Consider the following 26,891-nt stretch of genomic DNA (forward strand, 5'->3'; position numbering starts at 1 on the left):
GGGAAAAATCTCGGTCACCACCCGCAGTGACCGGCCCCAGGGGGCGGGGCCGGTCACCTCTATCGGGGCGGAGTGGATGCGGATCGACGCGGCTACTTGACCGAGCCCAGCGACAGGCCCTGCACGAGCTTGTCCTGGGCCGCGAAGCCGGCCACGAGCACGGGCAGCGAGACCACGAAGGCGGCCGCGCACAGCTGGGCCAGGAACAGCCCCTGGCTGGTCACGAAGCTGGTCAGGAAGACCGGGGCGGTCTCGGCCACGGTGGCGGTGAGGACCCGGGCGAACAGCAGCTCGTTCCAGCTGAAGATGAAGCAGATCAGCGCGGTCGCGGCGATGCCGGGCATGACCACCGGGGCGATGACCGAGCGCAGTGTCTTGGCCAGGCCGGCGCCGTCCATCGAGGCGGCCTCGAGCATCTCGACCGGCACCTCGGACAGGAACGAGCGCATCATCCACACCGCGATCGGCAGGTTCATCGAGGTGTAGAAGACGATCAGCAGCCAGATGTTGTCCAGCAGGCCGGTGTTCTGCGCGAACAGGTACAGCGGGAGCAGGCCGGCCACGACCGGGAGCATCTTGGTGGACAGGAAGAAGAACAGCACGTCGGTCCACTTCTGCACCGGCTTGATGCTCAGCGCGTACGCGGCCGGGAAGGAGAGCAGCAGCACCAGCAGGGTCGAGACGATGCTGGCGGTCATCGAGTTGAGCAGCGGTGGCCACGGGCTGGCGCCGCCGGAGAAGAACTCGCGGTAGCCCTCCAGGGTCAGCGGCGCGAACACGGCCGGCGGGTTGGTCGCGGCGTCGGCCTCGGAGTGGAACGAGGTCAGCACCATCCAGGCCACCGGCAGCACGAACAGGATGCCGATCACCCAGGCGAGCAGCGACAGCCAGGGCCCGCCGCGGTCCTTCTTCCTCGGCACGGCGCCGGCCGGGTCCGGCCGGTGCAAGGTGGTGGTCATCGGCCCGAGTCCTCCTTGAACAGCGACGAGACGGTACGCAGCGCGAACGTCGCGATGATGATCGTGCCGATGACCACGACGACGGCGGCCGCGGAGGCCCGGCCGTAGTCGTGCGCCTGGTAGAAGATCTGGTAGATGGTGTACGGCAGGTTCGCCGTGCCGAGGCCGCCGGAGGTGATGGTGAAGACCGCGTCGAAGTTCTGCACGATGTAGATCGAGCCGAGCAGCGCGCCCAGCTCCAGGTACTGGCGCAGGTGCGGCAGCGTCATGCTGCGGAAGATCTGCCACGAGCTGGCGCCGTCGATCCGGGCCGCCTCGACCACGTCCAGCGGGCGCCCCTGCAGGCCGGCCAGCAGGATCAGCATCATGAACGGGGTCCACTGCCAGACCAGCGCGAAGATCACCGACCAGAGCGGCATGTTGCTGATCCAGTCCGGCTGCGGCGGGTTGTCCGAGCCGAACAGCCCCCAGAGCCGGGTCAGCGCGCCGTTGAACAGGCCGTACTCCGGGTTGTAGAGGGCGTGCTTCCAGAGCAGCGCGGCGGCGACCGGCACCACCAGGAACGGCGCGATCATCATGGTGCGGACCGCGCCCCGGCCCCGGAACTTGCGGTCCAGCAGCAGCGCGATGCCCAGCCCCAGCAGCAGGCTGATCAGCACCACCCCGACGGTGAGCAGGATCGTGGTCCACACCGCGTCGAGCATGTTGACGTCGGTGAAGACCCGCCGGAAGTTGTCGAAGCCGGCGAAGCCCCGCTCGTCGGGGTAGTAGGCGTTCCAGTCCATGAACGAGATGACCAGGGTCACCACGAACGGCAGCTGGGTCACCACGATCATGAAGATGAGCGCGGGCAGCAGCGGGGCCCGGCGGGCCCAGCCGGCAGCGCGGCGAGCGGCGCCCGGCGGTCTCGGCGGAGTGGTGCCGACCTGGCCCTCGCCGGTCTTCTCGGCCACGGATGTCATGGTGGCGACTCCTCTCAGCCGTTCTCGCGCGATCGGTACCGTTCGGCGACGTCGTCCGCGAGCCGCTGGCCGCGGTCCAGGGCCTCGTCGACGCTCATCTGGCCGGCGATGGCGGAGCTGACGTACTGCGAGACCTGGGTGCCGAGGTCGGTGAACTCCGGGATGTCGATGAACTGGATGCCGATCGCCGGGCGCGGCTGGACCCCGGGGTTGACCGGGTCCGCGCTGGAGATGGCCTGCTCGGTTGGCTGGGCGAAAGCCGACGCCTCCTTCAGGTAGTCCGGGTTGGCGTAGGTAGAGGCGCGCTTGCCGGCCGGCACCTTCGACCAGCCCAGCTCGCTGCCGACGAGTTCCTCGTACCGGCGGCTGGAGGCCCAGGAGATGAACTTCCAGGCGTTGTCCTTCTTCTTGCTGGCCTGCTGGATGCTCCACGACCAGGCGTACAGCCAGCCGGAGCTCGGCGTCCGCACGACCGGCGCGGCCACGTACCCGATCTTGCCCTTGACCGGGGAGTCCGCCGCCTCCAGCGTGCCCGCCGCGCTGGTCGCGTCGTACCACATCGCGGCGTTGCCCTGGACCAGGTTGTTCAGGCACTCGGTGAAGCCGGCCTGCGGCGCGCCGACCTCGCCGTGCGCGCGGACCAGGTCGACGTAGAACTGGGTGGCCTGCTTGAACTCGGGCGCGTTGACCCGGGCGTTCCAGTCCTTGTCGAACCAGGTGCCGCCGAAGGTGTTCACCACCGTGGTCAGCGGCGCGAAGACCTGACCCCAGCCGGGTTGGCCGCGCAGGCAGATCCCGGCCATGCCGGGCACCTTGCCGTCGACCTGCGCGGCGATGTCGGCGACCTGCTGCCAGGTGGGCTTGGCCGGCATCTGGATGCCCTGGGCGTCCAGGACGTCTTTGCGGTACATCAGGAACGAGGACTCGCCGTAGAACGGCTCGCCGTAGAGCTTGCCGTCCTCGGCGGTCAGCGACTTGGTCATCGGCGGCAGGATGTCCGCCTGGTTGAACGCGGTGTCGGCCCGGACGTAGTCGTCCAGCGGGGCGATCCACTCGCTCCGCGCGTAGATCGGGATCTCGAAGTTGCTCAGCGAGGCGACGTCGTACTGGCCGGCCTGGCTGGAGAACTCCTGGCTGATCTTGTCGCGGACGTCGTTCTCCGGCAGCACCGTGTAGTTGACGTTGATGCCGGTCTCCCGGGTGAAGTTCGCCTCGGTCAGCCGCTGCAGGTCGATCATCTGCGGGTTGTTCACCATCAGCACGTCGATGCTGTTCGCGTCGTCGGAGCCGCCGCCGCCTCCGCCCCATCCCGCACATCCGGCCAGCGACCCGGCCAGCAGGGCTGCGGCGGCTCCGGAAAGAACCGCGCGGACATGTGCACGAGACATGGAGCCTCCCCGGCGAGGCGGATCGGACTCCGGCATCTGTGACGCCGGTTACACCGGACTCAGTAGATGCCTGTGATCGACAGGATGTCAACCACTGGTCACTCAGTGCTGCATATATGAGTATCGAATTCGGTCGTCCTCAGCCGACGCGCGCCGACCGCCCCTGCACGATCACCACGTCACCGGGGTGCAGCTGCCGTCCCCGCCGGGTGTCGACCTCGCCGTTGACCGTCACGTCGCCGGACGCGATCAGGATCTTCGCCTCTCCCCCGGTGTCGATGAGATCGGCGAGCTTGAGGAATTGTCCGAGTCTGATCATGTCACTGTCGATGGCCACGTCACGCATGCCGACCATCATGCCGAATCCGCGGAAAAGAAAGTCCGGCACGGTTGAACCATAACGGCGTCCCGTCCGAACTACCCCTCGTGAGGAACCTCGAGAAGCACCGCCGGGCGGGCGTCCTGGCCGCCGCCGTCGCCGTGGGTGTGCTCTGCGCGGCGTCCCCCGCCGCCGCGGACGTGACGGTCAGCCCGCCCAGCGCACCGCAGGGCAGCGGCACCGACGTGACGTTCACGGTGACGAACACCGCCAAGAGCGCCATCACGAAGGTCAAGCTGGTGCTGCCGGCCGACCTGCCGGTCGCCGAGGCCTACCCGCTGTCGAACGACAACTGGGCGCCGCAGATCACCCACCGACCGCTGGACGCCCCGATGAACGGCATCCACGGCGAGGCGATCACCGATGCCGCCTCGGACATCACCTGGATCGCGATGCCGGGCAAGGCGCTGGCGCCGGGCAAGTCGGCCGAGCTCACCGTCGCGATGGGCCCGATGCCGGCGACCTCGCAGATGAGCTTCACCGTCCAGCCGACCTACGCGGACCCGGCCAAGGGCGCGCCCATGCCGCCGGCCGTGCTGACGCTGACCCCGGCCGTGCCGGGCCAGGAAGCGGCCACCCACGGCGGGCACTCCGGCACGGGCACCGCGACCGACCCGGACGCGGCGACCTTCCAGGCGCTGATCGACGCCGCCGACGACGGCCCCGGCTTCTGGACCATCGCCGGCTGGGTCGTGGCGGCACTGGTCGCGGCCGCCGGCGTCGTCGCGGTCCTGCGGGCCCGCCGGCGCCCGGGCGCGCTGCCCGAGGCGGCACACGAGGAGGAGAAGGAGCTCGTCGGCGCCGCGCCGGCGAAGCCCTCGAACTGGCGTTACCAGGAGTGAGAGACGTCCCGCGCAGGTGGGCGCGGGTGTGTCGTGCTGATGCGCGTGGGGCGCGGAACACGACCGGCGGGTGGGGTCCAGGGCAAGACCCACGACCTGCACTTGGCGGGGCGGGAAGGTTCGGCTTCCCGCCCCCCTGCTTTTCCCGGTCAGACCGAGACCGGGCGCGGGGTCCGCAGCGCGTCGATGATCTCGGACAGCACCCGGGCCGAGTCCTCGTGCGGCACCTGGCAGGTGCCGGCGGCCAGGTGCCCGCCGCCGCCGTACCGGAGCATGACCTCGCCGATGTCGACCGGCGAGCTGCGGTCGAGGATCGACTTGCCGCAGGCGAACACGGTGTTCAGCTTCTGCCGGCCCCAGATGATGTGCACCGAGACCCGGGCCTCGGGGAAGAGCGCATAGACCATGAACCGGTTCCCGGCGTGGATGGTCTCCTCCTCGCGCAGGTCGACCACGACCACGTCGCCGTCCACGTGGCTGACCCGGTGCAGCTGCTCGACGAACATCGCCGAGCAGTCCCGGAACAGCTCGGCGCGCTCGCGCACGTCGGGCAGCTCGAGGATCTCCTCGACCGACTGCAGCTGCAGGCAGGCGTCGATCAGCAGCATCATCAGCTGGTAGTTGGAGATCCGGAACTCGCGGAACCGGCCCAGCCCGGTGCGGCTGTCCATCAGGAAGTTGAGCAGCGTCCAGCCCTGCGGGTCGAGGATGTCGTGCAGGGCGTAGTCCGCCGAGTCGGCCTGGTCGACGGCGCGCATGAGCTCGTCGGAGATCTCCGGGAAGCGCTCCGCGCCGCCGTAGTGGTCGTAGATGACCCGGGCGGCCGAGGGCGCGTCGGGATCGATGATGTGGTTCGACCGGTCGCCGGTGTTACGCAGCGTCTCCGAGTGGTGGTGGTCGAACACCAGGTGAGCGCCGGGAGCGAACGGCAGGTTGGTCAAAATGTCACGCTCAGTGATCTCCGTGACGCCGTCCTGCACGTCCTTCGGGTGCACGAAGGTGATCTCGTCGATCAAGTCGAGCACACGCAGCAGCACGGCGCAGACCAGGCCGTCGAAGTCGCTGCGGGTCACGAGCCGGTACTTCACGAGCAATCTCCCTCTGCCGATTGGCACCTTACTCCCCAGTTTGCCACTTTTACGGCTATGGGCCTGGTCGCATCGGCGTACCGGTTTGATCCGAGCGGTGCTCGCGCTGCGTAAAGTTCGTACGGAAGCTCACGTACCGCGGTCGGAGGAAGACCTGACGATGGACACCGTTCCCCAGCTCGCACAGGACCGCAACGCCCCGCCCGCCACCCTGGTCATCTTCGGCGCGTCCGGCGACCTGACCAGGCGCAAGCTGCTCCCGGCCGTGGAGAGCCTGGCCCGGCACAACCGGCTGCCCGCCGAGTTCGCCCTGGTCGGCGTCGCCCGCACGCCGATGGAGGACCACCAGTTCGCGGAGAGCGCGCTCAGCAGCCGCAGCCTCGCCGACAAGCCGCAGCTGCAGGGCGGCGGCATCCGGTACGTCTCGGGCGGCTACGACAACCCGGAGACCTACAAGCGCCTCGCCGAGGTGCTCGACGAGCTGGACGCCACCCGGGGCACCGCCGGCAACCGGATCTACTACCTGTCCACCCCGGCCGAGGCGTTCATGCCGGTGATCAACGGGCTGGCCGGCGCGGGGCTCAACCACACCCCGGAGGGCTCCTTCGCCCGCCTGGTCATCGAGAAGCCGTACGGCAACGACCTGCGCACCGCCAACGAGCTCGACGGCATCGTGCACGCCGCCTTCGAGGAGTCCCAGGTCTTCCGGATCGACCACTACCTGGGCAAGGACACCGTCCAGAACGTGCTCGCGCTGCGCTTCGCCAACGCGATCTTCCAGCCCATCTGGAACCGCTCCTGGGTCGACCACGTGCAGATCACCGTCGCCGAGACGCTCGGCGTCGGCACCCGCGGCGGCTTCTACGAGCACGCCGGCGCGATGCGCGACATCGTGCAGAACCACGTGCTCCAGGTGCTGGCGCTCGCGCTGATGGAGCCGCCGGCCTCGTTCGAGGCCGAGGGGCTGCGCAACGAGAAGGTCAAGCTGCTGCAGGCGATCCGGCTGCCCACCGACCGCGACATCGCCGAGGTGGCGGTCCGCGGCCAGTACACCCGCGGCGGCACCCGCGAGGACCTGATGGCCGGCTACCGCGACGAGACCGGCGTCGACCCGCTGTCGCGGACCGAGACGTACGCGGCCATGCGGCTCAACGTCGACAACTGGCGGTGGGCCGGGGTGCCGTTCTACGTGCGTACCGGCAAGCGGCTGCCGGCCCGGGTGACCGAGGTCGCCCTGCAGTTCCAGCGGCCGCCGCACCTGCCGATCCCGACCAACCAGCTCACCGAGCTGGACGCGGACGCGCTGATCCTGCGGATCCAGCCCAACGAGGGCATCTCGCTGCGCTTCGGCGCCAAGGTGCCGGGACACTCGTTCCGGGTGCGCACCGCCAGCATGGACTTCTCGTACGAGCAGACGTTCCGCGAGGAGTCGCCGGAGGCCTACGAGCGGTTGCTGCTCGACGCCCTGCTCGGCGACCCCACGCTGTTCATCCGCACCGACGAGGTCGAGCAGTGCTGGCGGATCGTCGACCCGATCATCGAGCACTGGGCGAAGGACATGTCGCCGATCCCGACCTACGAGGCCGCCTCGTGGGGGCCCACCGACGCCGACCGGCTGATCGGCCGCAGCGGCCGCAAGTGGCGCAACGAGATCTGACGCATTACCGCGCCGGCCGGGCCTTGACCACGTCGAGGGCCCGGTCGGCGTGCTCGTTCATGTCGCGTTCGCTGTGGATGACCTCCAGCACCGTCCGGTCGGTGTCGATGACGAAGGTCACCCGCTTGACGCTGAGCGGCCCGAGCGGCAGCCGGCGCTTGATGCCGAACGCCTCGGCCGCGGAATTCTCCGGGTCGGAGAGCAGCGGGTAGTCGAAGCCGTTGAGGTCGGCGAACTTCTTCTGCTTGGCCACCGGGTCCCGGCTGATCCCGACCCGCTGGGCGCCGGCCTCGGCGTACTCGGCCGCCAGGTCCCGGAAGTTGCAGGCCTCGGCGGTGCAGCCGCTGGTCATCGCGGCCGGGTAGAAGAACAGCACCACCGGACCGTCGGCGAGCAGCGCGCTCAGCCGCCGGGGGGTGCCGTGCTGGTCGGGTAGTTCGAAGTCGGGGGCCACGTCACCCTTGTCGATGCTCACCTGATCAAGGTACCCGGCCTGATTCTGCCGCCGGCCGCGTCCTCGCCTAGGGTGGAGACACCCACCGATGCTGTCCGCCCCTACCCCTGACTGACCCCTGCCCGCCCCCCGACGAAAGCGACACCGCCATGCAGGTCTCGGTCGCGCACCACCCACCCAACACGGCCGTACTGACGTTGCGCGGCTCCCTGGACATCGACACCGCGCCGTCGCTGAAGGCCAACCTCAGCCGGCTGGTGGAACGCCCCAGCCCGCGCATCATCGTGGACCTGTCCGGTCTCGACTTCTGCGACTCGATGGGCGTCGGCGTGCTGGTCACGGCGCACGGCCGGGCGATGGAACGCGGCGGCTGGGTGCGGCTCGCCGCCCCGTCGGGCTTCCTGCGGCGACTGCTGGAGACGCTGGGGCTGGTCGACTATCTGTCGCTGCACAGCGACGTCGAGACCGCGCTGAAGGACTGAGCCCGGCAGGGGCGCCCCGGTTACCGGAGCGCCCCTGTGTCGAGCTAGCTGGTCAGGCCGAAGACGATCCGGCCCAGGGTGTCCTCCGTACCGATGAAGCCCTCGGCCGGGCTGAACGCGTCGTCGCCGAAGTCGACGTCGGTGTCGTCCGCCGTGCCGCCCACGCCGTCCGGGCCGACGCCGAACAGCACGCTGAAGCTGGCGCCGCCGGCGTCCATCAGGTTTGCCGTGGCGTTGGCGTTGTGCGTGTGCCAGTCGCCGAAGAAGTGACCCGCCTCGTGCGCGGTCACGTTGCCGACCGCCTGGCCGACGAACGCCACCCGGTCGCTGGCCTCGGTCAGGTACGTGTTCAGCGAAGCCGGCCCACCGGGCTCGTCACTGAGCACGTCCTGCAGCACCAGGGCGGTCTCCTCGGTCTCGAAGTTGCCCGGGTCGATGCTCTGCGCGATGCCGATCGTGTCCACACCGGACTCGTCGATGGTGCCACCGACGATGATCCGGCTGACGTTCGCCTGGCCCCACGGGTCCGCGTGGTCCCGGCTGTTCAGGATCTTCAGCCGGAACTTGCCGTTCAGGCCGCTGTCGATCATGTCCTGCTTGAGGTTCTCGGTGACGCCGGCGACGACCGCGTCGATCACCTCGTCCTCCTGCACGCGCGGGATGCCCCACTTGGCGAGGAACGCCGAGAACGGGCTGAGCGTGACGTTGCCGGTGCCGCCGAAGACGCCGGTGTTGACCCGACCGCCGTCGAAGTCCAGGAACAGCGTCTGGACCGGCTTGGCGCCCTGCAGCACCGGCCGGTAGGCCTCGACGGTGATGTCGTAGCTGCCACTGCCCCGGGCCACGCCCACGTAGTGCCAGCCGGTCTTGGTCGCCACGTAGTCGGTGGCGGCGTTGCCGCCGCCCGGCAGCAGCGAGTCCATCGGGTAGATGAAGGTGGCGTCCTGGTCCGACCCGTGCACCTCGCGCGGGGCGGTGTCGTAGACGGTCAGGTACGCCGGCGCGCCCTTGACCGAGGCGCCGAGCACGTCGCCGGCCTTGAGCTTGACCGCGAAGAAGTCCTGGTCGTCGGAGGCCGCCCCGATGGTGACCGTGTACGGGCCCTCGCTGGCCCCGCCGTCCCCGCTGGCCGGATCGAACGGATCGGCCGGCAACCCGCTGTACGCCGCGACGACCGCGTAGAACGTGCCGGACGCCGGGACCTTGTACTGCAGCAGGCTGTCGAAGGAGCCGCCGAAGTCGTCGTTGGTCGCCACGATCGTGCCGTCCGGGGTGTAGAGCGCGACCAGCGTGTCCAGCGCGCCGGTCGGGGTCGCCGTCTGCACGGAGATCACCTGCCCGGCGGTGGCCTGCAGGGAGTAGAAGTCAAAGTCGTTGGTGCCGGTGCCGGCCCGGCCGTGCGGGCCGTCGCCGATGGTGGCGTTGGTGACGACGGCCCGGCGGCCGGCGCCGATGCCGGTGGCGCCGGCGAGCGGGATCGACCCGTCGTCCTCCGGGGTGGCGGCCCGGGTGACCGGCGTGACGCTCTCGGGGTTGAGCGCGCCGAGGATCCGGATCGCCGGGTTCTGGCCGCTGCCGGTGCCGAAGGTGCGGATCAGCTGGGCGGCGGCCGGGTTGTCGTTGGAGCCGCGGGTGCCCGCGGGCTCGTCCTCGTCGACCACGACCGCGGCCGCGGCGGCCTGCGCGGCGGCGGCCGACGGACCCGAGGCCAGCGCCTTGAGCCGGGCCGCGTCCTTCGCCGCGCCCTGCTTGGCCATGTACGTCGCCCAGCCGCTGTAGTCGGCCTTGGCGGGGTCGGGCAGCAGCGCCAGGAACGGGTTGACCCCGGCGGGCTTGGCGCCCGGCTTGGCCTTGGTGGCTACCGGCAGCCCGGCATCGACGGCTACCTGGTCGGCGGGGCTGAGCCCCGGATCGGTCTGGACCGGAGCAGCCGGCGCCACGCCCGGTGTGAGCGCAACAAGCCCGAGCACGACTGCCCCGACGGTCGCGATGCTACGTCGCATCAATGATCCCCCTTCGACGCGTCCGAAGCCCCCGCCTCGGACGGTATGCGCGACGCTACTGAAGGTGTCGATCAATATCTAGAGCTGTCGATGACCTGTCACAGGTATGTAAGTCCGGCTGCCCTTTCGGTCACTCCGGAATGGACGCGAGGGCGCGGGCCGCCGCGTGCCGCCCGGCGCGGTAGCCGGCGCCGGTCACCACGACCACGCCGGGCCGGTCGTCAGCCGATCCGCTCACCGCTGCTCACCTCGTTCCTCGCTGTGGCCGCCGCCCAGCCGAGGCGGTCGGCGAGGGCGGCCCGCCAGGGTCTGAGCACCTTCGGGGGCATGCCGACCGCGAGCACCCCGGCCAGGCGGTCGCCGGTGCGGTAGGCGGCCACGAACCGGCGGGCGGCGAACGCACCGTCCACAATCGCCACCTCGTCGTGGCCGCGCAGGTGGCCGTACGCCTGGATCCTCAGGTGGTCCTGATCGGACCAGAAGTAGGGCACCGGGGCGAACGGCGTGCGGGCCCGCGGGCGCAGGAGGTTGCGGGCCACCGCCATGCCCTGCTCGGCGGCGTTGGTGCGGTGCTCGATGCGCATCGGCACGCCGTACCGGTCGTTGTGCCACCGCGCCACGTCGCCGGCGCCGTAGACGTCCGGCGCCGCGGCGCTGTACCGGTCGCAGACCAGGCCGTCGGCGAGCGCCAGGCCGGAGCCGGCGAGCCACTCGGTGTTCGGCCGTGAGCCGATCCCGACCAGCACCTCGTCGGCCGCGACCAGCTCGCCGCCGGCCAGCCGCACGCCGTCGCCGGTCGCCTCGGACACCAGCACCCCGGTCCGCAGCAGCACGCCGTTCTCCCGGTGCGCCTCCGCCAGCACCTGGCCGACCCGCTCGCCGAGCGCGTGCGCCAGCGGCACCGGCGCCGGTTCCAGCACGGTGACCTCGCACCCGAGGCGGCGGGCCACCGCGGCCACCTCCGCGCCGAGGAAGCCGGCGCCGACCACGACCAGCCGGCGTCCCGGGCCCAGCCGCTGCCGCAGGGCGAGCGCGTCATCGAGGGTGCGCAGCACGTGCGCGCCCGCGCCGGGCAGCACCCGGGGACGCACCCCGGTGGCTATCACCAGCCCGTCGTAGCCGGCCGTCGTGCCGTCGGCCAGGCGGACCGTGCGGGTGGCGAGGTCCAGGCCGGCGGCGGCCACCCCGACGCGCAGGTCCAGGCCGAGCGCGGCCAGCTCCCCGGCGGTACGCAGGGCGAGCCGCTCGGGCTCCCACTCCCCGGCGAGGATCTGCTTGGACAGCGGCGGCCGGTCGTACGGGACGCCGGGCTCGGCGCCGATGAGCGTGAGCACGCCGTCGTAGCCCTCCCGGCGCAGGGTCTCGGCAGCCGCGAGCCCGGCGGCCGACGCGCCCACGACGACGATCCGCCTCACCGCTCCACCAGATGGATCGCCGCCGCCGGGCAGACGGCGGCAGCCTCCCGCACGCTGTCGTGCAGCTCCGCGGCAGGCTCGGCGTCGAGCACCACCGCGACGCCGTCGTCGTCGCGCTGGTCGAAGACCTCCGGAGCGGCCATCGCGCACTGGCCGGCGGCCACGCACCGCGGCTCGTCGAGTTCCACCCGCATGCCGCTCACCAGGTGACCGGCAGCGAGTGCAGGCCGTACGCGATGCCGGCGAACGAGAAGCCGACCTGCTCGAACGGCACCGCCAGGGCCAGCCTGGGGATGCGCCGGTACAGCGTGCCGTAGACGATCTGCAGCTCGACCCGGGCCAGCGACTGGCCCAGGCACTGGTGCACGCCGTAGCCGAACGCGTGGTGCCGCCGGGCGGGCCGGGTCAGGTCGAGCCGGTCCGGTTCGGGGAACTCCCGCGGGTCCCAGTCGGCGGCGCCGAGGTCGAAGACGATCCCCTCGCCGGCCCGGATGACCTGCCCGCCGATCGTGATGTCGGCGACGGCGATCCGCCGTACCCCGGTGTGCACGATGGTCAGATAGCGCAGCAGCTCCTCGACCGCCCCGGCGACGACCTTCGGGTCGTCGGTCTCGCGCAGCAGCGCGAGCTGCTCCGGGTTGCGCAGCAGCGCGGCCGTGCCGAGCGAGATCATGGTGGCGCTGGTCTCGTGGCCGGCGATGAGGATCGCCACGCCCATCATCACGGCCTCGGCGTGGGTCATCTCGCCGGCCGCGATCCGGCCGGCCATCTCGGACAGCACGTCCTCGGCCGGGTCGGCCATCTTCTGCCGCAGCAGCCTGTCCAGGTAGCCGGCGAGCGCGCCGCCGGCCTGCCGGGCCTCCTCCGGAGTGGCGTCGTGGCTGATCGTCTTCGTGCTGTTGAGCTGGAAGAACTCATGGTCGGCGTACGGCACGCCGAGCAGCTCGGTGATCACCAGCGTCGGCACCGGGAGCCCGATGGCCGTCACCAGGTCCGCGGGCTTCGGCCCGGCCAGCATCGCGTCGATGAGCTCGTCGACGAGCTGCTGGATCCGCGGGCGCAACCGCTCGACCCGCTTGACCATGAACGGCGCGTTCACCATCCGGCGCAGCCGGGTGTGCTCGGGGGCGTCGGTGTTGGTGATCAGCGGCGGGATGCCCCGCACGGCGGCGGCCCGGCCGGCGGTCATGTGCGGGAAGTTCGGCAGGTGCTCGTTGATGCTGACCCGCGGGTCGGCGAGCAGGACCCGCTGGTCGGCGTGCCGGGTGATGATCCACGGGGTGCTGCCGTCCCAGATCCGCACCCGGGTCACCGGCGCCTCCGCGGTCAGCGCCAGCACCGGCGCGGGCGGCGCGAACGGGCACTCGGCCGAGCGGGGCATCGGGTAGTCCGGAATGCTCGCCGGATCGGGGGGAACCAGGGTGTCAGCCATGCGGCCCAGGCAATCAGGGCAGCCTGACGCCGCCTGGACAGCAACCTGACGGGAGCCTGACGTGGCCCACGTCACATTCGCTGCGGGTGCCGTTCGGGGACCCGGCCGAGCACGTACCCGAAGCCCCGGCGGGTGTGGATCAGCGGCGGCTCGCCCCGGTCGACCTTCTGCCGCAGCCGCGAGACCAGCCGCTCGATCGCGTTGCCGCCGCGGTGCTCACCCCAGAGCTGCCGGGCCAGCTGCTCCTTGGAGAACACCTGCCCGGCGTTGACCAGCAGGTGCCGCAGCAGCCGGTACTCCGCCGCGGTGAGGTCGAGCGAGCGGCGGTCCCGCCAGGCGCGGCACACCTGGTTGTCGAGGATCAGATCGCCGTGGCACCGGACCCCGTCGCGGCGGCCCGGCCGCCGCTCCCGCAGCAGCACCTGGGCCCGGGCCAGCACCTCGGTGATCCGGCACGGCTTGGTGACGTAGTCCTCGATGCCCAGGCCGAGCTCGGGCAGCAGCCGGTCCAGGTGCTCGCAGCTGGTCAGGCACAGCACCGGGGGCCGGTCGGCCGGGGCGAGGCGGCTGCCCCGGGCCAGCTCGTTGACGTCGGGGATCGCCACGTCGGCGATGACCAGGTCGACCGGCCGGCTCCTGAGCAGCGCCAGCGCCGCGCCGCCGGTGGCCGCGGTGCACACCTGGTAGCCGGCCATCCGCAGCGGGGTGACGAGCAGCTCCAGCAGGTCGGGGTCGGGCACCACGACCAGGACGTGGTCACCGTCCGGAAACACTGCGCCCATCCGGTGACCCTAGTTCAGTCAACTGACTGAGATCAATGGACGAGGGGCCGTACCGTCTCCAGCGCGGCCACCGCGGCGCCCCGCGCGCCGGCCATGTCCAGATCCGGCACCAGCGCGAACGTCGCCGCGGCCTGCTGCTCGGCGCGCAGCTGGGTGTGCTCCCGGACGGTGTTGAGGAACCACTGCCGGAACCGCGGCGCCGCCTCGACCACGCCGCCGCCGAGGAAGTACGCCGACGGGTCGGTGAAGTTGGCCGCGATGGTGAACAGCTTGCCGATCGCCCGGGCCTGCTGACCGAACACGGCCAGGGCCAGCGGGTCCTCCTGCTCGCCGTAGCCGCGCAGCAGCTTGGCCGCGCGGTCGATCGGCTCGGCCGCCAGCGGGTGCTCCGGGAACCGCTTCAGCCAGTACGGCAGCAGGTTCTTCTTGATGCCGGTCAGCGACGCGATGCTCTCCACGTCGCCGGCGAAGCCGCAGTTGCACTCCGGCACCGGCTGGTCGTCCTCCAGCACGCCGTGCAGCGGGATCTGCACGTGGCCCAGCTCACCGGCCATGCCCGCCGCGCCGCTGACCACCTTGCCGAGCTCGACCACTCCGCCGCCGAGGCCGGTGCCGACGATCGCCGCCACCGAGGACTTCTCCATCGCGTCGATGCCGAAGTGCCGGTGGTGGGCGTAGAGCGCGGCCGCGTTGGCGTCGTTGTTGTAGATCACCGGCAGGCCGATGCGCGCCTGCAGGGCGCCCCGGATGTCGAAGCCGTGCCAGGACACCTGCGAGAAGTTCGTGGATCCCTTCGACGAGATGACCCCGTCGGCGCTGGCCGGGCCCGGGGTGTCCAGCCCGACCGCGCGGACCAGCGTGGCCGGCGTGCTGGTCAGCGTGAGGATGCCGGTGAAGGCCTCGGCGAGCTGCTCGACCGCCGACTCCGGCCCCTCGGTGACCAGGCTCGGATTCTCCACCAGGTGATCAACGAGGAACTGCCCCGTCGCGTCCAGCACGGTGGCGTTGTTGCAGGTGCCGCCGTTGTCGAGACCTACCACGACCCAGGACGCCGGGGTTCGCACCACATCGATCTGATCCACAGCCAGAGCGTACGTCCGGACGCGCCCGGAAGCGACGGGTGCAAACCGATTGCGGGCGGTGAGAGTCAGGTTGCGGGCCCGAGGGCCCGGCCGGAACGGGCCGAAGGGCCTGGCATGCAGACGAAGCCTGAGCCGACCCGCCGCGCCGTCCTCGGTGGTGCCGCGGCCGTGGCCGTGACCGCAGCCGGGGGCCTCGCCCTCGACGCGGCGCTGGCCGTGCCCGCCGCCGCCGCGACCGCCGTGCCGACCGACCTCGTCTCCGCCGACCCGCTCGCGCACCTGCTGCGCCGGGCCACCTTCGGCCCCACCCCGGCGGCCCTCGCCGAGCTCGCCAGGCTGGGCGTGCCGGCCTGGCTGGACCGCCAGCTCGACCCGGCGAAGATCAACGACTCGGCGCTGGACGCGCTGCTCACCCGGCTGCCGCTGGCCGGCGCCGACATCGCGACGGTCCGGGCCAAGCTGCCGCTGCACTCGTACGAGGCGTTCGGCCAGCTCGGCCGCGCCGCGGTGGCCCGGGCCATCTGGAGCAACCGGCAGCTGTTCGAGACCACGGCCGCGTTCTGGGCCAACCACCTGCACATCGCCGCGCCCTCCAGTGGCGTCTGGGACAGCCGGGCGGACTACGACAAGCAGGTGACCCGCAAGTTCACCTTCGGGCGCTTCGCGGACATGCTCAAGGCCTCGGCCCGGCACCCGGCGATGCTGACGTACCTGGACAACCGGTCGTCGACCAAGGTGCTGCCGAACGAGAACTACGCCCGCGAGCTGATGGAGCTGCACACCGTCGGCATGATCTACACCGAGGCGGAGGTGCAGGCCGCCGCGAAGCTGCTCACCGGCCTGACCGTGGCGAGCGCGGGGACGTACACATACACCGCGGCCAAGCACGCCACCGGCGCGGTGCAGATCCTCGGCTTCAGCCACGCGAACGCGACCGCCGAGGGCGGCGAGGCGGCCGCGCTGGCGTTCGTCGACCACCTGGCCCGGCACCCGGCCACCGCCGAGCGGCTGGCGACCAAGCTGTGCCTGCGCTTTGTCGCCGACGAGGCGCCGGCGACGCTGGTGGCGAAGCTGGCGAAGGTGTACCTGGACAACGACACGGCGATCGTGCCGGTGCTGCGCGCGCTGTTCACCTCGCCGGAGTTCGCCGCGTCCCTCGGGCAGAAGGTGCGCACGCCGTTCGAGGACCTGGCCGCCACCGTCCGCGCCCTCGGGCTGGGCCCGGAGTCCGCCGGCGTCAAGGCCCTGGACGCGCTCTACAACAACCTGGTCAACGCCGGGAACGCGCCGTACCGCTGGAGCCCGCCGAACGGCTTCCCGGACGTGGCCGCCGCGTGGGCGTCGCCGTCGGCGTTCCTCATGCGTTGCAACAGCCACCTGAACCTCGCGGCCGGCTGGTACCCCAAGCAGCTCACCCGTCCCGCCGACCTGCTCACGTCCCTGGTGCCGGTGCTGCCGAAGACGTACGGGTCGCTGGTCGACGCGCTGGCCCGGCGGCTGGTCGGCACCCCGTTGCCGGCCGACCACGTGGCCGCGGTGCTCAGTGTCGCGGCCAAGCTGCCGACGAGTCCTGTGACCAGCAAGGAGTCGGTCGCGGGGAGCCTGCCGTACCTGATCGCCCTCGTCCTCGACTCGCCCTCCTTCCAGCTGAGGTGATGACCGTGACCGCTCAGGTTTGCTGCGACGAGAACAAGAGGCTGCTGTCCCGGCGCGGCGTACTGGGCGCCGGCGCGGCCGGCGCTCTTGCCGGCCTCGTCGGCGAAGGGCTCTCCACCCGCCTCGCCTTCGCCGCCGACGCCGGCTACACCGGCGACACGCTGGTCGTGCTGTCGCTGCGTGGCGGCTTCGACGGCCTGTCCGCGATCGCCCCGATCGGCGACCCGGACTACTACAAGGCCCGGCCCACCCTCGCGCTGCCGAAGAGCCAGGCGATCGGCGGCAACAGCATGTTCGGCCTGCACCCGGGCCTGGCGCCGCTGCTGCCGATGTGGAAGAACGGCAGCCTGGCCGCGGTGCACGCGGTCGGCCAGCCGAACCCGACCCGCTCGCACTTCGCCGCGATGGAGGAGATGGAACGGGCCGCGGCCGGCACCTCGCTGCGCAGCGGCTGGCTGGACCGGATGCTCGGGATGACCGGCGCGACCGGCCCGCTGGCCGCGGTGTCGATGGGCAACGCGATGCCGGCCCGGTTGCTCGGCGGCGCCTTCGCCGACGTGTCGATGGCCTCGGTCGACAGCTTCAGCCTGGCCGGCGAGGCCGCGAAGCGCCCGATGGCCGCGTCGCTGCGCAAGATGTACGCCTCCGCGCCGCCGCTGCTGGCCGGTCCCGCCCAGGCAGCGGACGCCGCCCTGACGGCGACCGCCGGCATCCGGGCCACGGCGTACGCGCCGGCCAACGGCGCGGTCTACCCGGCCACGCCGCTGGGCAACGCGCTCAAGGACGTGGCCCGGCTGATCAAGGCGAACGCGGGCCTGGCCGCGGCCGCGGTGGACTGCGGCGACTGGGACATGCACGAGGGCCTGGGCACGGCGGTCAAGGGCCAGCGCATGTACGACAACCTGCTGGCGACCTCGACGGCGCTGGCGGCGTTCGCGGCCGACCTGGGCCCGGCCGGCATGGGATCGGTGACCGTGGTGACGGTCAGCGAGTTCGGCCGCCGGGTGGCGGAGAACGCGTCCCGCGGCGTCGACCACGGCCACGGCAACGCGATGCTGCTGATGGGCGGCGGCGTCCGCGGCGGCACGGTGTACGGAACCTGGCCGGGCCTGGCACCCGGCGCGCTGGTGGCCGGCGACCTGGCGGCGACCACCGACTACCGCGCGGTGATCGGCGAGATCCTGCAGCAGCGCTGCGGCTTCGGCGCGCTGTCCGAGGTGTTCCCGAGCGTGGCTCCGGCGTCGTTCGGGCTGGCCGCGGCCCGCTGACCGGCCGGCGCGGCCTTGGTGATCCGCCGCGACCTCAACGGCGACTGACGGTGACGGTGGCCTCGTCCACCTGTCCCTGATGTTCGGGCATGGCGCCGCCGTAGAGGCGCAGGTGGACCGACCCGCAGAGACGGCGGTCACGGTGCGCCAGCACGATCAGCCGCTCACCCGGGTGCGCCTGCCGTGGCACCACCAGGCGCGGGCCGGCCACCGGCGCCGGCGCGGACGTCGTCGGCCGGGCCGGGGAGGCAGCCGAACCTCCGGACGCACAGCCACGGCAAGGGCAAGGACGACGGCCGTCATCGGCGGCCCGGCCCGGCGCAGAGCAGTGGCACACCGGGGCAGTGGTGGGCGTAGACGGCTTCGGCGAGGTGCCGCACCGTGCCGATCCGATCCGGACGTTCGCCGAGCGGTTGCGCGAGCTACAGGTCGGCTCCGGTGGGCCGCCGGTGCGCGGCCTGGTAAGGCGCCGGGACGACGGTGGCCGTCAGCCCGGACGGCAAGCTGCTGGTCACCGCCGGCTGGCACGGCACGGTGAAGGTCTGGAACGTCGCGCTGCCGACGACCAGCACGGCCATCACCAAGATCTGCCGGACCGTGGACCGCGACTTCAGCCCGCAGGAACGCTCGGCCTACCTCGCGCGAGAATCAGCCGAACCGGCCTGTCCCTGAGCCCGTCCCGGGCCGTGGATACGAGACGGCGGCGGTCCCCCCAAGGGCCGCCGCCGTCTCTCCCCTATCACCCGTCGCCCGGCGTCTCCCTCGGCGGGAGGCGCCGGCGCGGCGTTCCTGCGCCGGCCGTCGAAGATGACCGCGGCCACCGGGACTGCACCCTTGGGGCACCGCCGCAAATTCGATTCTTGAATTGACGGCGGTCTACGATTTAATCCGGTTGACAGGCACCCGCCAATAGTCTACCTAAACGATCATGCAGATCAAGTGCTTATGGGGATCGACCTTTGATGATACCGTTATCGGCGGCCGGGTCCCCGGGGAGCCGGTCAGATACCTCAGCACAACACAACGGGGAGGAATCTGTCTTGAAGTCTCGCATGTCGCGCCTTATGCGCACCGCGGCGGGTGCCGCAGCATCGACGGCGCTGGTCGCCACCGGTCTGGTTCTGACAACGTCCGCACCGGCTCAGGCCGAGGCGAGGTGCACCGCGGACGGCAAGCCGAAGTCCACGTCCGGACGGTTCACGAACAACACCAGCGAGACCATCATGGTCAAGGGCGACAAGCTGGTCAACGGGCAGTTCAAGACCGTCGAGTACGCGATCGGCCGCAACGGCGGCACCGCCTGGGGTGCCGGCATCTGCGATGCCGACTACATCAAGACGTACTACGACTGGTACTACATCAATCACGTGGTGGACGGCGACACCTACCAGAAGATCGCTCTCCGGTGGTCCTGCTGGAACGCACCGGGCAGTGGTTACCGCATCGCCTGCGGCGCCGGCTGACAGCCGGATGAATCAGCGGTGAATCGGGCCCATCCCTGCCGGGATGGGCCCGTTCTCGCGGTGCCGGCGGGAAAGGCATTCGCAAGGGCGATACCGCCGGTTGATGTCAGCATCGCCGACACCGCACGAATGACATTCCGGCAAGCCGACAGGAGCTTTCTCGAATGCCGCCACGCGCCGGGCGCGACCCGGTCGGATCCGCCCGGCGGGAGTGGTCAGCGGGAGGCGGCAGCCCGGCGCTTGCTCCACACGTCGAAGGCGACCGCCGCCAGGAGCACCGCGCCCTTCACCAGCATCACCTGTTCGGTCTCGGCACCGATCAGCGACATGCCGTTGTTGAGGACAGCCATGATCAGGCCGCCGGTGATGGCGCCGACCACCTTGCCGACACCGCCCTGCACCGCCGCGCCGCCGATGAACGCAGCCGCGATCGCGTCCAGCTCGAACTGGTCGCCCGCCTGCGGGTTGGCCTGGTTCAACCGGCCCGCGAAGATGACGCCGGCCAGCGCCGCCAGCACGCCCATGTTCACGAAGATCCAGAAGACCACCGACTTGACCTTGACGCCGGACAGCATCGCCGCCTGCAGGTTGCCGCCGACCGCGTAGATCTGCCGGCCGAAGACCGCCCTGTTGGTCAGCATGGAGTAGCCGAGGATCAGGAACGCCAGCAGGATCAGCACCCACGGCAGGTTCTTGAACCGGGCGAGCTGCACGATCACGGCCATGACGAGGAACGACGCCAGCGCGATCCGGGCGATGAACAGCGGCAGCGGGTCGACGGCCTGGTTGTACCGCAGGCGCGCGGAACGGGTGCGCCACTGGGTGAGGACGATGCCGCCGACCCCGATGACGCCGATCAGCAGGCTGAAGAGATCGGCGCCGCCGAGGACGCCGAGCCCGATGTTGCCCAGGTAGCCCTCGGTGAAGCCGTTCGACAGGGTCCGGACCTCGTCGGGGAACGGGCCGATGCCCCGGTTGCCCAGGACGGTCAGCGTCAGCGCACGGAAGAGCAGCATGCCGGCCAGCGTGACGATGAAGGCGGGAATGCCGAAGTACGCGACCCAGTAGCCCTGCCAGGCGCCGATGAGGCCGCCGACCACCAGCGTGATCACCAGCGCGAGCGGCCAGGACATGTTGTGGTCGACCATCAGGACCGCGGCGACCGCGCCACAGGCGGCGACGACCGAGCCGACCGAGAGGTCGATGTGGCCCGCGATGATCACCAGGATCATGCCGATGGCCAGGATCAGGATGTACGAGTGCTGCACGATGATGTTGCTGATGTTCTGCGGCTGCAACAGGTCACCGCCGGTGAGCACCGTGAACAGCAGGACGATCAGAGCGAAGGCGATGTAGATCCCGCTCTGCCGCAGGTTCAGGTTGAACCGGCGGGGCGAGTCGGCCGCCGGACCGCCGGGTGCGGCAGGCAGCTGGTCGACCGCGAGGTCGGCGTTGGTGGGCGCGACAGACATCGCGGTTACTCCGTTCCTTTGGTCATGAGGGTCATCAGGCTTTCCTGGGTGGCCTCCGCGCGCGGCACCTCACCGGTGATCCGGCCGGCCGAGAGCGCGTAGATCCGGTCGCAGAGCCCGAGCAGCTCGGGCAGCTCCGAGGAGATGACGAGGATCGCCTTGCCCTCGTCGGCCAGCCGGTTGATGATCGTGTAGATCTCGTACTTGGCGCCGACGTCGATGCCGCGGGTGGGCTCGTCCAGGATCAGCACATCCGGGTTCGTGAAGATCCACTTGGACAGCACGACCTTCTGCTGATTGCCGCCGGAGAGCTTGCCGGTGACGCTCAGCACGCTGGGCGCCTTGATGTTCAAGCTCGTGCGGAAGTCGCCGGCGACCTTGTACTCCTCGTTCTCGTCCACCCAGCCGCGCTTCGCGAGCTTGCCCAGGGCCGCCGCGGAGATGTTGCGCTTGATGTCCTCGATGAGGTTCAGCCCGTACCGTTTGCGGTCCTCGGTCGCGTAGGCGATGCCGTGCCTGATCGCGTCGCGGACCGAGCGCAGGCGGATCTCCTTGCCGTCCTTGATGATCCGGCCGGAGATCCCGATGCCGTACGAGCGCCCGAAGACGCTCATCGCCAGCTCGGTGCGCCCGGCGCCCATCAGCCCGGCGAGGCCGACGATCTCACCGCGGCGCAGGCTCAGGTTGGCGTTGCGGACCACGACCCGGCCGTGCTGAGTGGGGCTGTGCACGGTCCAGTCCTCGATCCGCAGCACCTCTTCGCCCACGTGCGACTCGTGCGGCGGGAAGCGGTGGTCCAGGTCCCGGCCGACCATGCCGGAAATGATCTTGGCCTCGGTGACCTCGCCCTCGACCGCCTGGTCCAGCGTGGAGATCGTCCGGCCGTCCCGCAGGATGGTCACCCGGTCCGCGATCGCCATCACCTCGTTGAGCTTGTGCGAGATGATCACGCAGGTGATGCCCTCGTCGCGCAGGCCGCGCAGCAGGTCGAGCAGGTGGGCGGAGTCGTCCTCGTTGAGGGCCGCGGTCGGCTCGTCGAGGATCAGCAGCCGCACCCGCTTCGACAGCGCCTTGGCGATCTCGACGAGTTGCTGCTTGCCGACGCCCAGATCGACGATCGGGGTCACCGGGTTCTCCCGCAGGCCGACCCGCTCCAGCAGCTGGCCGGCCGCGTGGTTGGTGCGGTTCCAGTCGATCAGGCCGCGGGTGGACTGCTCGTTGCCGAGGAAGATGTTCTCGGCGATGGAGAGCTGCGGCGCCAGGGCGAGCTCCTGGTGGATGATGACGATGCCGCGTTCCTCGCTGTCCCGGATGCCGGAGAACCGGCACTCGGCACCCTCGAACGTGATCTCGCCGTCGTAGCTGCCGTGCGGGTAGACCCCGGACAGCACCTTCATCAAGGTCGACTTGCCGGCGCCGTTCTCGCCGCAGATCGCGTGGATCTCGCCACGGCGCACGGACAGATTGACGTCCTGGAGCGCTTTGACCCCAGGAAACGTCTTGGTGATGTCCCGCATACGCAGGATGGTGTCGCTCATGCTCATCCCCCAGGGTCGGCACGCCAAAAAGGAGCCGGTGCCCGCCGCTGTGCTCAGCGGCGGGCACCGGGGAAGGCACTACTGGAGCTGAGACTCCTTGTAGTAGCCCGAGTCCACGAGCTCCTTCTTGTAGTTGCTCTTGTAGATGATCACCGAGTCGAGCAGCTGCGCCGGGACGACCTTCACCCCGTTGTCGTAGTCCTTGTCGTTGTTCGTCGTGGGCTTCTGGCCCTTGAGGATGGCGTCGGCCATCTGCACGGTGGTGTCCGCCAGCTGACGGGTGTCCTTGTAGATGGTGGCGAACTGCTCACCGGCAATGATCGACTTGACCGAGGCCTGCTCGGCGTCCTGGCCGGTGACGATCGGGTACGGCTGGCCGGCGGTGCCGTAGCCGTTGCTCTTGAGCGCCGACAGGATGCCGATCGACAGGCCGTCGTACGGCGACAGCACGCCGTCGACCTTCACGCCGCCCTTGTACGTCGAGGTCAGCAGGTTCTCCATGCGCTTCTGGGCGACCTCACCCTTCCACCGCAGGATGGCCGCCACCTTGAAGTCGGTCTGGCCGCTCTTGACCACCAGGGTCTTGGCATCGATGTACGGCTGCAGGATCGACATCGCACCGTTGAAGAAGAAGGTGGCGTTGTTGTCGTCCGGCGAGCCGGCGAACAGCTCGATGTTGAACGGGCCCTTGGCGTCGCCCTTCGAGCCGTCCTCCTTGAGCAGCTTCAGGCCGACCAGCAGCGAGGTCGCCTGCTGGACGCCGACCTTGAAGTTGTCGAAGGTGGCGTAGTAGTCCACGTTCGGGCTGTTGCGGATCAGCCGGTCGTAGGCGATGACCGGGATGTTGTTCTCCTTGGCGCTCTGCAGCTGCGTGGTGATCGCCGTGCCGTCGATCGACGCGATGATCAGCAGCTTGGCGCCACGGGTGATCTGGTTCTCGAGCTGCTGGGTCTGCGTCGGGATCTTGTCCTCGGCGTACTGCAGGTCGACCTTGTAGCCCTTGGCCTCCAGCTGCTTCTTCAGGTTGTCGCCGTCGCCGATCCAGCGCTCGGAGGAGCGCGTCGGCATGGTCACCCCGATCAGCGCGCCGCTGTTGTCGGCAGCGCCCGAGGCCTGCTGGTCGACCGACTTCTCGGCCGAACCACAGGCGCCCAGGGCGACCGTCAGCGTCATGGCCGCAGCCACCGACGCGAGCCTCGTCAACTTCATCGTTCTCTCCTTGCGATGGTGAGGTCCCCTATGACGCGCACGACCGGTCAACTTTCCCGCTCGTACGCTCAGAAGTAAACATTTTTAGACACGGTTGTTACCCAGGCGATACGTACTTACCGTGCGTATTGGCGGTAGTACGCCTGATTCCAGCGCACCCGGTCGGCGAAGTCGTGTGTGGTGGTGTTCTCGTCGATGAGCAAGAGCTCGGTGTTGAGCATCGTGGCGAAGTCGCGCAGCGGTTCCACGCCGACGGCCTGGGTGAGCACCGTGTGGTGCGGTCCCCCGGCGGTCAGCCAGGACTCGGCCGAGGTGGCGAGTGACGGGGCCGGCTTCCAGACCGCCCGGGCCACCGGCAGCTTGGGCAGCGGCTCGTCCGGCGCGGTGACCTCGATGGCGTTGGCGACCAGCCGGAACCGGTCGCCGAGGTCGGCCATGCCGATCACCACTCCCGGGCCGGCGGCGGCGTCGAAGACCAGGCGGACCGGGTCCTCGCGGCCGCCGATGCCCAGCGGGTGGATCTCACAGGACGGCCGGTCGGCGGCGATGCTCGGGCACACCTCGAGCATGTGCGCGCCGAGGATCTTCTGCTCGCCCGGGCCGAAGTGGTAGGTGTAGTCCTCCATGAACGAGGTGCCGCGCCCGGTGCCCGTACCCATCGCCTTGACCGCCGCGAGCAGCGCGGAGGTCTTCCAGTCGCCCTCGCCGCCGAAGCCGTAGCCGTCGGCCATCAGCCGCTGCACGGCCAGGCCGGGCAGCTGGCGCAGCCCGCCGAGGTCCTCGAAGTTGGTGGTGAAGGCGCCGAAGCCGCCCGCGGTGAGGAACTGCCGCAGGCCCGCCTCGATCCGCGCCGCGTACCGCAGCGATTCGTGCCGGTCACCCCCGCGGGCCAGTTGCGGGTCCAGCCGGTACGCGTCCGCGTACTCCGCCACCAGCGTGTCGATCTCGCTGTCCGGGATCGCGTCCACGACCGCGACCAGGTCGTTCACGCCGTACGTGTTGACCGAGACGCCGAAGCGCAGCTCGGCCTCGACCTTGTCGCCCTCGGTGACGGCCACGTCGCGCATGTTGTCGCCGAAGCGGGCCAGCCGCAGGCTGCGCAGGCGCTGCACGCCCGCCGCGGCCCGGACCCAGCCGTCGATCCGGGTGACCACGGTCGGGTCGGCGGCGTGCCCGGCGACGGTCTTGCGGGCCACGCCGATCCGGGTCTGGATGTAGCCGAACTCCCGGTCGCCGTGCGCGGCCTGGTTCAGGTTCATGAAGTCCATGTCGATGGACGCCCACGGCAGCGCCTGGTTCAGCTGGGTGTGCAGGTGCAGCAGCGGCTTGCGCAGCGCGTCCAGGCCGGTGATCCACATCTTGGCCGGGGAGAACGTGTGCATCCAGGCGATCACGCCGAGGCAGGCCGGGTCGGCGTTGGCCTCGAGCATGACCGTGCGGATCGCCGCGCTGTCGGTGAGCACCGGCTTGCTGACGATCTCGGCGGAGATCCCCCCGGACGAGGTCAGAAGCTGCTGGATCTGCTGCGACTGGGAGGCGACCTGGTCCAGCGTCTCGGGCCCGTAGAGGTGCTGGCTGCCGGTGAGGAACCAGATCTGGGGCTTCATCGGGTGGACTCCTGTCCGTAGGCATGCTGGTAACGGTGGTAGAGGGAGCCGATGCCGGCGGTCATGCCACAACCCGTCGCTGGATCGCGCGCAGGTTGCGCATGACCTTGTTGGCGCCCCGGCCGAAGTAGTCGTGCAGCTTGGTGTACTCGGCGAACAGCTCGTCGTAGACCGCCGCCGCGTCCGGGTCGGGCTGGTAGACCGCGGTCTGCTTGCGGCCCATCGCCGCCGCGGCGGCCCGCACGTCCGGGTACGCGCCCGCGGCGGCCGCCGCGTGGATCGCCGAGCCCAGCGCCGGGCCCTGCTCGGAGCCGATCACCGACAGCGGCATCCGGAGCACGTCCGCGTAGATCTGCATCAGCAGGGTGTTCTTGACCAGCCCACCGGCCGCGACGAACTCGCGCACCGGCACGCCGGCGGCGTTGAACGTCTCGACGATGGTGCGGGTGCCGAACGCGGTCGCCTCGATCAGCGCCCGGTAGACGTCCTCGGGCCGGGTCGCCAGCGTGTCGCCGACCAGCAGCCCGGACAGCTCGTGGTCGACCAGCACCGAGCGGTTGCCGCTGTGCCAGTCCAGCGCGATCAGCCCGTGCGCGCCCGGCCGCTGCCGGCGGGCCAGCTCGGTCAGGTGCTCGTGGGTGAACTCCGGGCCGAGGTAGCGCAGGTAATGGGCGAAGATGTCGCCGACCCCGCTCTGGCCGGCCTCGTAGCCGTAGAGGCCCTCGACGATGCCGCCGTCCACGACGCCGCACATGCCGGGCACCTCGGCGATCTCGGCGCCGTTCATCACGTGGCAGGTCGAGGTGCCCATGATCGCGACCATCTGGCCGGGTTCGAGGGCCTGGGCGGCCGCGTTGGTGACGTGCGCGTCGACGTTGCCGACCGCGACCGCGATGCCCTCGGGCAGGCCGGTCCAGCCGGCGGCCGCGGCGCTGAGCGTGCCCGCGGCGGCGCCCAGCTGCCCGATCGGCTGGTCCAGCTTGTCGGCCACGAAGCCGGCGAACGCGGGGTTCAGCTCGGCGAGGAACTCCGGCGAGGGGTAGTGCCCGTCCTGGCGGATGCCCTTGTAGCCGGCGGTGCAGGCGTTGCGCACGTACGAGCCGGTGAGCTGCCAGATGATCCAGTCGGCGGCCTCGACCCAGCGGTCCATCCGGCCGTACAGCTCGGGGTCCTCCTCCAGCAGCTGCAGGCCCTTGGCGAACTCCCACTCCGAGGAGATCAGGCCGCCGTACCGGGGCAGCCAGGCCTCGCCGCGCTTGGCGGCGAGCTGGTTGATCCGGTCGGCCTGCGGCTGGGCGGCGTGGTGCTTCCAGAGCTTGACGTACGCGTGCGGCCGGCTCGCCAGGCCCTCGACCTCGCTCAGCGGCGTGCCGTCGGCCAGCGTGGGGACCATCGTGCAGGCGGTGAAGTCGGTGCCGATGCCGACCACCTGGGCGGGGTCGATGCCGGCGGCGCGGACGGCGGCGGGCACGGCGCGCTGGAGCACCTCGACGTAGTCGCCGGGCACCTGGAGCGCCCAGTCGTGGCCGAGCGGGGTGCCGTCGGGCAGGGCGTCGGTGAGCACGGCGTGCGGGTACTCGTGGACGGCCGAGCCGAGCTCGGTGCCGTCGGACACCCGGACGACCACAGCCCGGCCGGAGAGGGTGCCGAAGTCGACACCGATCACGTAGGTCTCGGACGGGGCGTCGGGCATGACTGATACCTCCGGAAGGGGGTGTCACAGGACACACGCCAGACGGCGTGGGATCGAGTG

24 protein-coding genes are annotated in these 26,891 nt (G+C 70.6%); 7 read left to right on the plus strand and 17 right to left on the minus strand.

Annotated elements, in window-relative coordinates; translation table 11 throughout:
* Positions 1-92: 92 nt before the first annotated feature.
* The 4 genes from ACIBQZ_RS04085 to ACIBQZ_RS04100 all read right to left on the minus strand — a co-directional run bounded on the left by ACIBQZ_RS04085 (position 93) and on the right by ACIBQZ_RS04100 (position 3,655).
* A complete protein-coding gene (locus ACIBQZ_RS04085) occupies positions 93-959 on the minus strand; it encodes a carbohydrate ABC transporter permease (RefSeq protein ID WP_396086965.1) in 867 nt (288 codons plus the stop codon).
* Positions 956-1,921 (minus strand): carbohydrate ABC transporter permease, encoded by a 966-nt coding sequence (locus ACIBQZ_RS04090; protein WP_396086966.1) that lies wholly within the window; start codon positions 1,919-1,921, stop codon positions 956-958. The genes ACIBQZ_RS04085 and ACIBQZ_RS04090 overlap by 4 nt, the downstream gene beginning before the upstream one ends.
* Before the next feature lie 14 nt (positions 1,922-1,935).
* A complete protein-coding gene (locus ACIBQZ_RS04095; protein ID WP_396086967.1) occupies positions 1,936-3,309 on the minus strand; it encodes an ABC transporter substrate-binding protein in 1,374 nt (457 codons plus the stop codon).
* A 139-nt stretch (positions 3,310-3,448) separates the two neighbouring features.
* Positions 3,449-3,655, minus strand: a complete 207-nt coding sequence (locus ACIBQZ_RS04100; protein WP_396087357.1) for an RNA-binding S4 domain-containing protein — start codon at positions 3,653-3,655, stop codon at positions 3,449-3,451.
* Positions 3,656-3,735: 80 nt separating this feature from the next.
* Between ACIBQZ_RS04100 and ACIBQZ_RS04105 the strand changes: the two genes are divergently transcribed.
* Positions 3,736-4,530: a DUF1775 domain-containing protein gene (locus ACIBQZ_RS04105; protein ID WP_396086968.1), complete on the plus strand. Its 795-nt coding sequence runs from the start codon at positions 3,736-3,738 to the stop codon at positions 4,528-4,530.
* 149 nt (positions 4,531-4,679) lie between these two features.
* On the opposite strand, the gene ACIBQZ_RS04110 is transcribed toward ACIBQZ_RS04105, so the two are convergent.
* Positions 4,680-5,618 (minus strand): exopolyphosphatase, encoded by a 939-nt coding sequence (locus ACIBQZ_RS04110; RefSeq protein WP_396086969.1) that lies wholly within the window; start codon positions 5,616-5,618, stop codon positions 4,680-4,682.
* 160 nt (positions 5,619-5,778) lie between these two features.
* Between ACIBQZ_RS04110 and zwf the strand changes: the two genes are divergently transcribed.
* Complete coding sequence (zwf, locus tag ACIBQZ_RS04115) at positions 5,779-7,275, plus strand: glucose-6-phosphate dehydrogenase (protein ID WP_396086970.1); 1,497 nt, start codon at positions 5,779-5,781, stop codon at positions 7,273-7,275.
* A gap of 4 nt (positions 7,276-7,279) precedes the next feature.
* Here zwf and ACIBQZ_RS04120 read toward each other — a convergent pair whose 3' ends face one another.
* Positions 7,280-7,750, minus strand: coding sequence for a peroxiredoxin (locus ACIBQZ_RS04120; protein WP_396086971.1), 471 nt, complete (start codon positions 7,748-7,750; stop codon positions 7,280-7,282).
* Positions 7,751-7,878: 128 nt separating this feature from the next.
* Between ACIBQZ_RS04120 and ACIBQZ_RS04125 the strand changes: the two genes are divergently transcribed.
* Entirely contained in the window at positions 7,879-8,211 is a 333-nt protein-coding gene (locus tag ACIBQZ_RS04125; RefSeq protein WP_396086972.1) for an STAS domain-containing protein, read from the plus strand.
* Between the two features lie 44 nt (positions 8,212-8,255).
* On the opposite strand, the gene ACIBQZ_RS04130 is transcribed toward ACIBQZ_RS04125, so the two are convergent.
* The 6 genes from ACIBQZ_RS04130 to ACIBQZ_RS04155 all read right to left on the minus strand — a co-directional run bounded on the left by ACIBQZ_RS04130 (position 8,256) and on the right by ACIBQZ_RS04155 (position 14,925).
* On the minus strand, positions 8,256-10,214 hold the full coding sequence (locus tag ACIBQZ_RS04130; protein ID WP_396086973.1) for a PPC domain-containing protein: 1,959 nt from the start codon (positions 10,212-10,214) through the stop codon (positions 8,256-8,258).
* A 221-nt stretch (positions 10,215-10,435) separates the two neighbouring features.
* Complete coding sequence (locus ACIBQZ_RS04135) at positions 10,436-11,629, minus strand: NAD(P)/FAD-dependent oxidoreductase (protein ID WP_396086974.1); 1,194 nt, start codon at positions 11,627-11,629, stop codon at positions 10,436-10,438.
* Positions 11,626-11,823: a ferredoxin gene (locus ACIBQZ_RS04140; RefSeq protein ID WP_396086975.1), complete on the minus strand. Its 198-nt coding sequence runs from the start codon at positions 11,821-11,823 to the stop codon at positions 11,626-11,628. The genes ACIBQZ_RS04135 and ACIBQZ_RS04140 overlap by 4 nt, the downstream gene beginning before the upstream one ends.
* A gap of 5 nt (positions 11,824-11,828) precedes the next feature.
* Positions 11,829-13,061: a cytochrome P450 gene (locus tag ACIBQZ_RS04145; protein WP_396086976.1), complete on the minus strand. Its 1,233-nt coding sequence runs from the start codon at positions 13,059-13,061 to the stop codon at positions 11,829-11,831.
* Between the two features lie 71 nt (positions 13,062-13,132).
* Complete coding sequence (locus tag ACIBQZ_RS04150; protein WP_396086977.1) at positions 13,133-13,843, minus strand: response regulator transcription factor; 711 nt, start codon at positions 13,841-13,843, stop codon at positions 13,133-13,135.
* 32 nt (positions 13,844-13,875) lie between these two features.
* Complete coding sequence (locus ACIBQZ_RS04155) at positions 13,876-14,925, minus strand: ROK family protein (protein ID WP_396086978.1); 1,050 nt, start codon at positions 14,923-14,925, stop codon at positions 13,876-13,878.
* Between the two features lie 114 nt (positions 14,926-15,039).
* On the opposite strand from ACIBQZ_RS04155, the gene ACIBQZ_RS04160 reads away from it, so the two are divergent.
* The 4 genes from ACIBQZ_RS04160 (at position 15,040) to ACIBQZ_RS04175 (ending at position 19,312) form a co-directional block, all read left to right on the plus strand.
* Positions 15,040-16,581 carry a DUF1800 domain-containing protein gene (locus tag ACIBQZ_RS04160; RefSeq protein WP_396086979.1) on the plus strand — a complete coding sequence of 514 codons (1,542 nt, stop codon included), beginning with the start codon at positions 15,040-15,042 and terminating at the stop codon, positions 16,579-16,581.
* Positions 16,581-17,849: a DUF1501 domain-containing protein gene (locus tag ACIBQZ_RS04165; protein WP_396086980.1), complete on the plus strand. Its 1,269-nt coding sequence runs from the start codon at positions 16,581-16,583 to the stop codon at positions 17,847-17,849. The genes ACIBQZ_RS04160 and ACIBQZ_RS04165 overlap by 1 nt, the downstream gene beginning before the upstream one ends.
* Positions 17,850-18,329: 480 nt before the next feature.
* Positions 18,330-18,521, plus strand: coding sequence for a hypothetical protein (locus ACIBQZ_RS04170; RefSeq protein WP_396086981.1), 192 nt, complete (start codon positions 18,330-18,332; stop codon positions 18,519-18,521).
* 380 nt (positions 18,522-18,901) lie between these two features.
* Positions 18,902-19,312 (plus strand): hypothetical protein, encoded by a 411-nt coding sequence (locus ACIBQZ_RS04175; RefSeq protein WP_396086982.1) that lies wholly within the window; start codon positions 18,902-18,904, stop codon positions 19,310-19,312.
* A 215-nt stretch (positions 19,313-19,527) separates the two neighbouring features.
* Here the strand turns inward: ACIBQZ_RS04175 and mmsB are convergent, their stop codons facing one another.
* The 5 genes from mmsB to araB form a co-directional block, all read right to left on the minus strand.
* A complete protein-coding gene (mmsB, locus tag ACIBQZ_RS04180; protein ID WP_396086983.1) occupies positions 19,528-20,784 on the minus strand; it encodes a multiple monosaccharide ABC transporter permease in 1,257 nt (418 codons plus the stop codon).
* A 5-nt stretch (positions 20,785-20,789) separates the two neighbouring features.
* Positions 20,790-22,322, minus strand: coding sequence for a multiple monosaccharide ABC transporter ATP-binding protein (gene mmsA / locus ACIBQZ_RS04185; RefSeq protein WP_396086984.1), 1,533 nt, complete (start codon positions 22,320-22,322; stop codon positions 20,790-20,792).
* 78 nt (positions 22,323-22,400) lie between these two features.
* Positions 22,401-23,531 carry a multiple monosaccharide ABC transporter substrate-binding protein gene (chvE, locus tag ACIBQZ_RS04190; RefSeq protein WP_396086985.1) on the minus strand — a complete coding sequence of 377 codons (1,131 nt, stop codon included), beginning with the start codon at positions 23,529-23,531 and terminating at the stop codon, positions 22,401-22,403.
* 116 nt (positions 23,532-23,647) lie between these two features.
* Positions 23,648-25,138 (minus strand): L-arabinose isomerase, encoded by a 1,491-nt coding sequence (gene araA, locus ACIBQZ_RS04195; RefSeq protein WP_396086986.1) that lies wholly within the window; start codon positions 25,136-25,138, stop codon positions 23,648-23,650.
* Between the two features lie 61 nt (positions 25,139-25,199).
* A complete protein-coding gene (araB, locus tag ACIBQZ_RS04200) occupies positions 25,200-26,831 on the minus strand; it encodes a ribulokinase (RefSeq protein WP_396086987.1) in 1,632 nt (543 codons plus the stop codon).
* Positions 26,832-26,891 lie beyond the last annotated feature (60 nt).

The organism is Actinoplanes sp. NPDC049599 (assembly GCF_044465625.1).
In the GTDB taxonomy this organism is placed as follows: domain Bacteria; phylum Actinomycetota; class Actinomycetes; order Mycobacteriales; family Micromonosporaceae; genus Actinoplanes.

Coding starts and splice junctions, on each gene's coding strand:
- ACIBQZ_RS04085 (WP_396086965.1), bottom strand. CDS start 959: ATGACCACCACCTTGCACCGGCCGGACCCGGCCGGCGCCGTGCCGAGG.
- ACIBQZ_RS04090 (WP_396086966.1), bottom strand. CDS start 1,921: ATGACATCCGTGGCCGAGAAGACCGGCGAGGGCCAGGTCGGCACCACT.
- ACIBQZ_RS04095 (WP_396086967.1), bottom strand. CDS start 3,309: ATGTCTCGTGCACATGTCCGCGCGGTTCTTTCCGGAGCCGCCGCAGCC.
- ACIBQZ_RS04100 (WP_396087357.1), bottom strand. CDS start 3,655: ATGCGTGACGTGGCCATCGACAGTGACATGATCAGACTCGGACAATTC.
- zwf (WP_396086970.1), top strand. CDS start 5,779: ATGGACACCGTTCCCCAGCTCGCACAGGACCGCAACGCCCCGCCCGCC.
- ACIBQZ_RS04125 (WP_396086972.1), top strand. CDS start 7,879: ATGCAGGTCTCGGTCGCGCACCACCCACCCAACACGGCCGTACTGACG.
- ACIBQZ_RS04130 (WP_396086973.1), bottom strand. CDS start 10,214: ATGCGACGTAGCATCGCGACCGTCGGGGCAGTCGTGCTCGGGCTTGTT.
- ACIBQZ_RS04140 (WP_396086975.1), bottom strand. CDS start 11,823: ATGCGGGTGGAACTCGACGAGCCGCGGTGCGTGGCCGCCGGCCAGTGC.
- ACIBQZ_RS04145 (WP_396086976.1), bottom strand. CDS start 13,061: ATGGCTGACACCCTGGTTCCCCCCGATCCGGCGAGCATTCCGGACTAC.
- ACIBQZ_RS04150 (WP_396086977.1), bottom strand. CDS start 13,843: ATGGGCGCAGTGTTTCCGGACGGTGACCACGTCCTGGTCGTGGTGCCC.
- ACIBQZ_RS04160 (WP_396086979.1), top strand. CDS start 15,040: ATGCAGACGAAGCCTGAGCCGACCCGCCGCGCCGTCCTCGGTGGTGCC.
- ACIBQZ_RS04165 (WP_396086980.1), top strand. CDS start 16,581: ATGACCGTGACCGCTCAGGTTTGCTGCGACGAGAACAAGAGGCTGCTG.
- ACIBQZ_RS04175 (WP_396086982.1), top strand. CDS start 18,902: ATGTCGCGCCTTATGCGCACCGCGGCGGGTGCCGCAGCATCGACGGCG.
- mmsB (WP_396086983.1), bottom strand. CDS start 20,784: ATGTCTGTCGCGCCCACCAACGCCGACCTCGCGGTCGACCAGCTGCCT.
- mmsA (WP_396086984.1), bottom strand. CDS start 22,322: ATGAGCGACACCATCCTGCGTATGCGGGACATCACCAAGACGTTTCCT.
- chvE (WP_396086985.1), bottom strand. CDS start 23,531: ATGAAGTTGACGAGGCTCGCGTCGGTGGCTGCGGCCATGACGCTGACG.
- araA (WP_396086986.1), bottom strand. CDS start 25,138: ATGAAGCCCCAGATCTGGTTCCTCACCGGCAGCCAGCACCTCTACGGG.
- araB (WP_396086987.1), bottom strand. CDS start 26,831: ATGCCCGACGCCCCGTCCGAGACCTACGTGATCGGTGTCGACTTCGGC.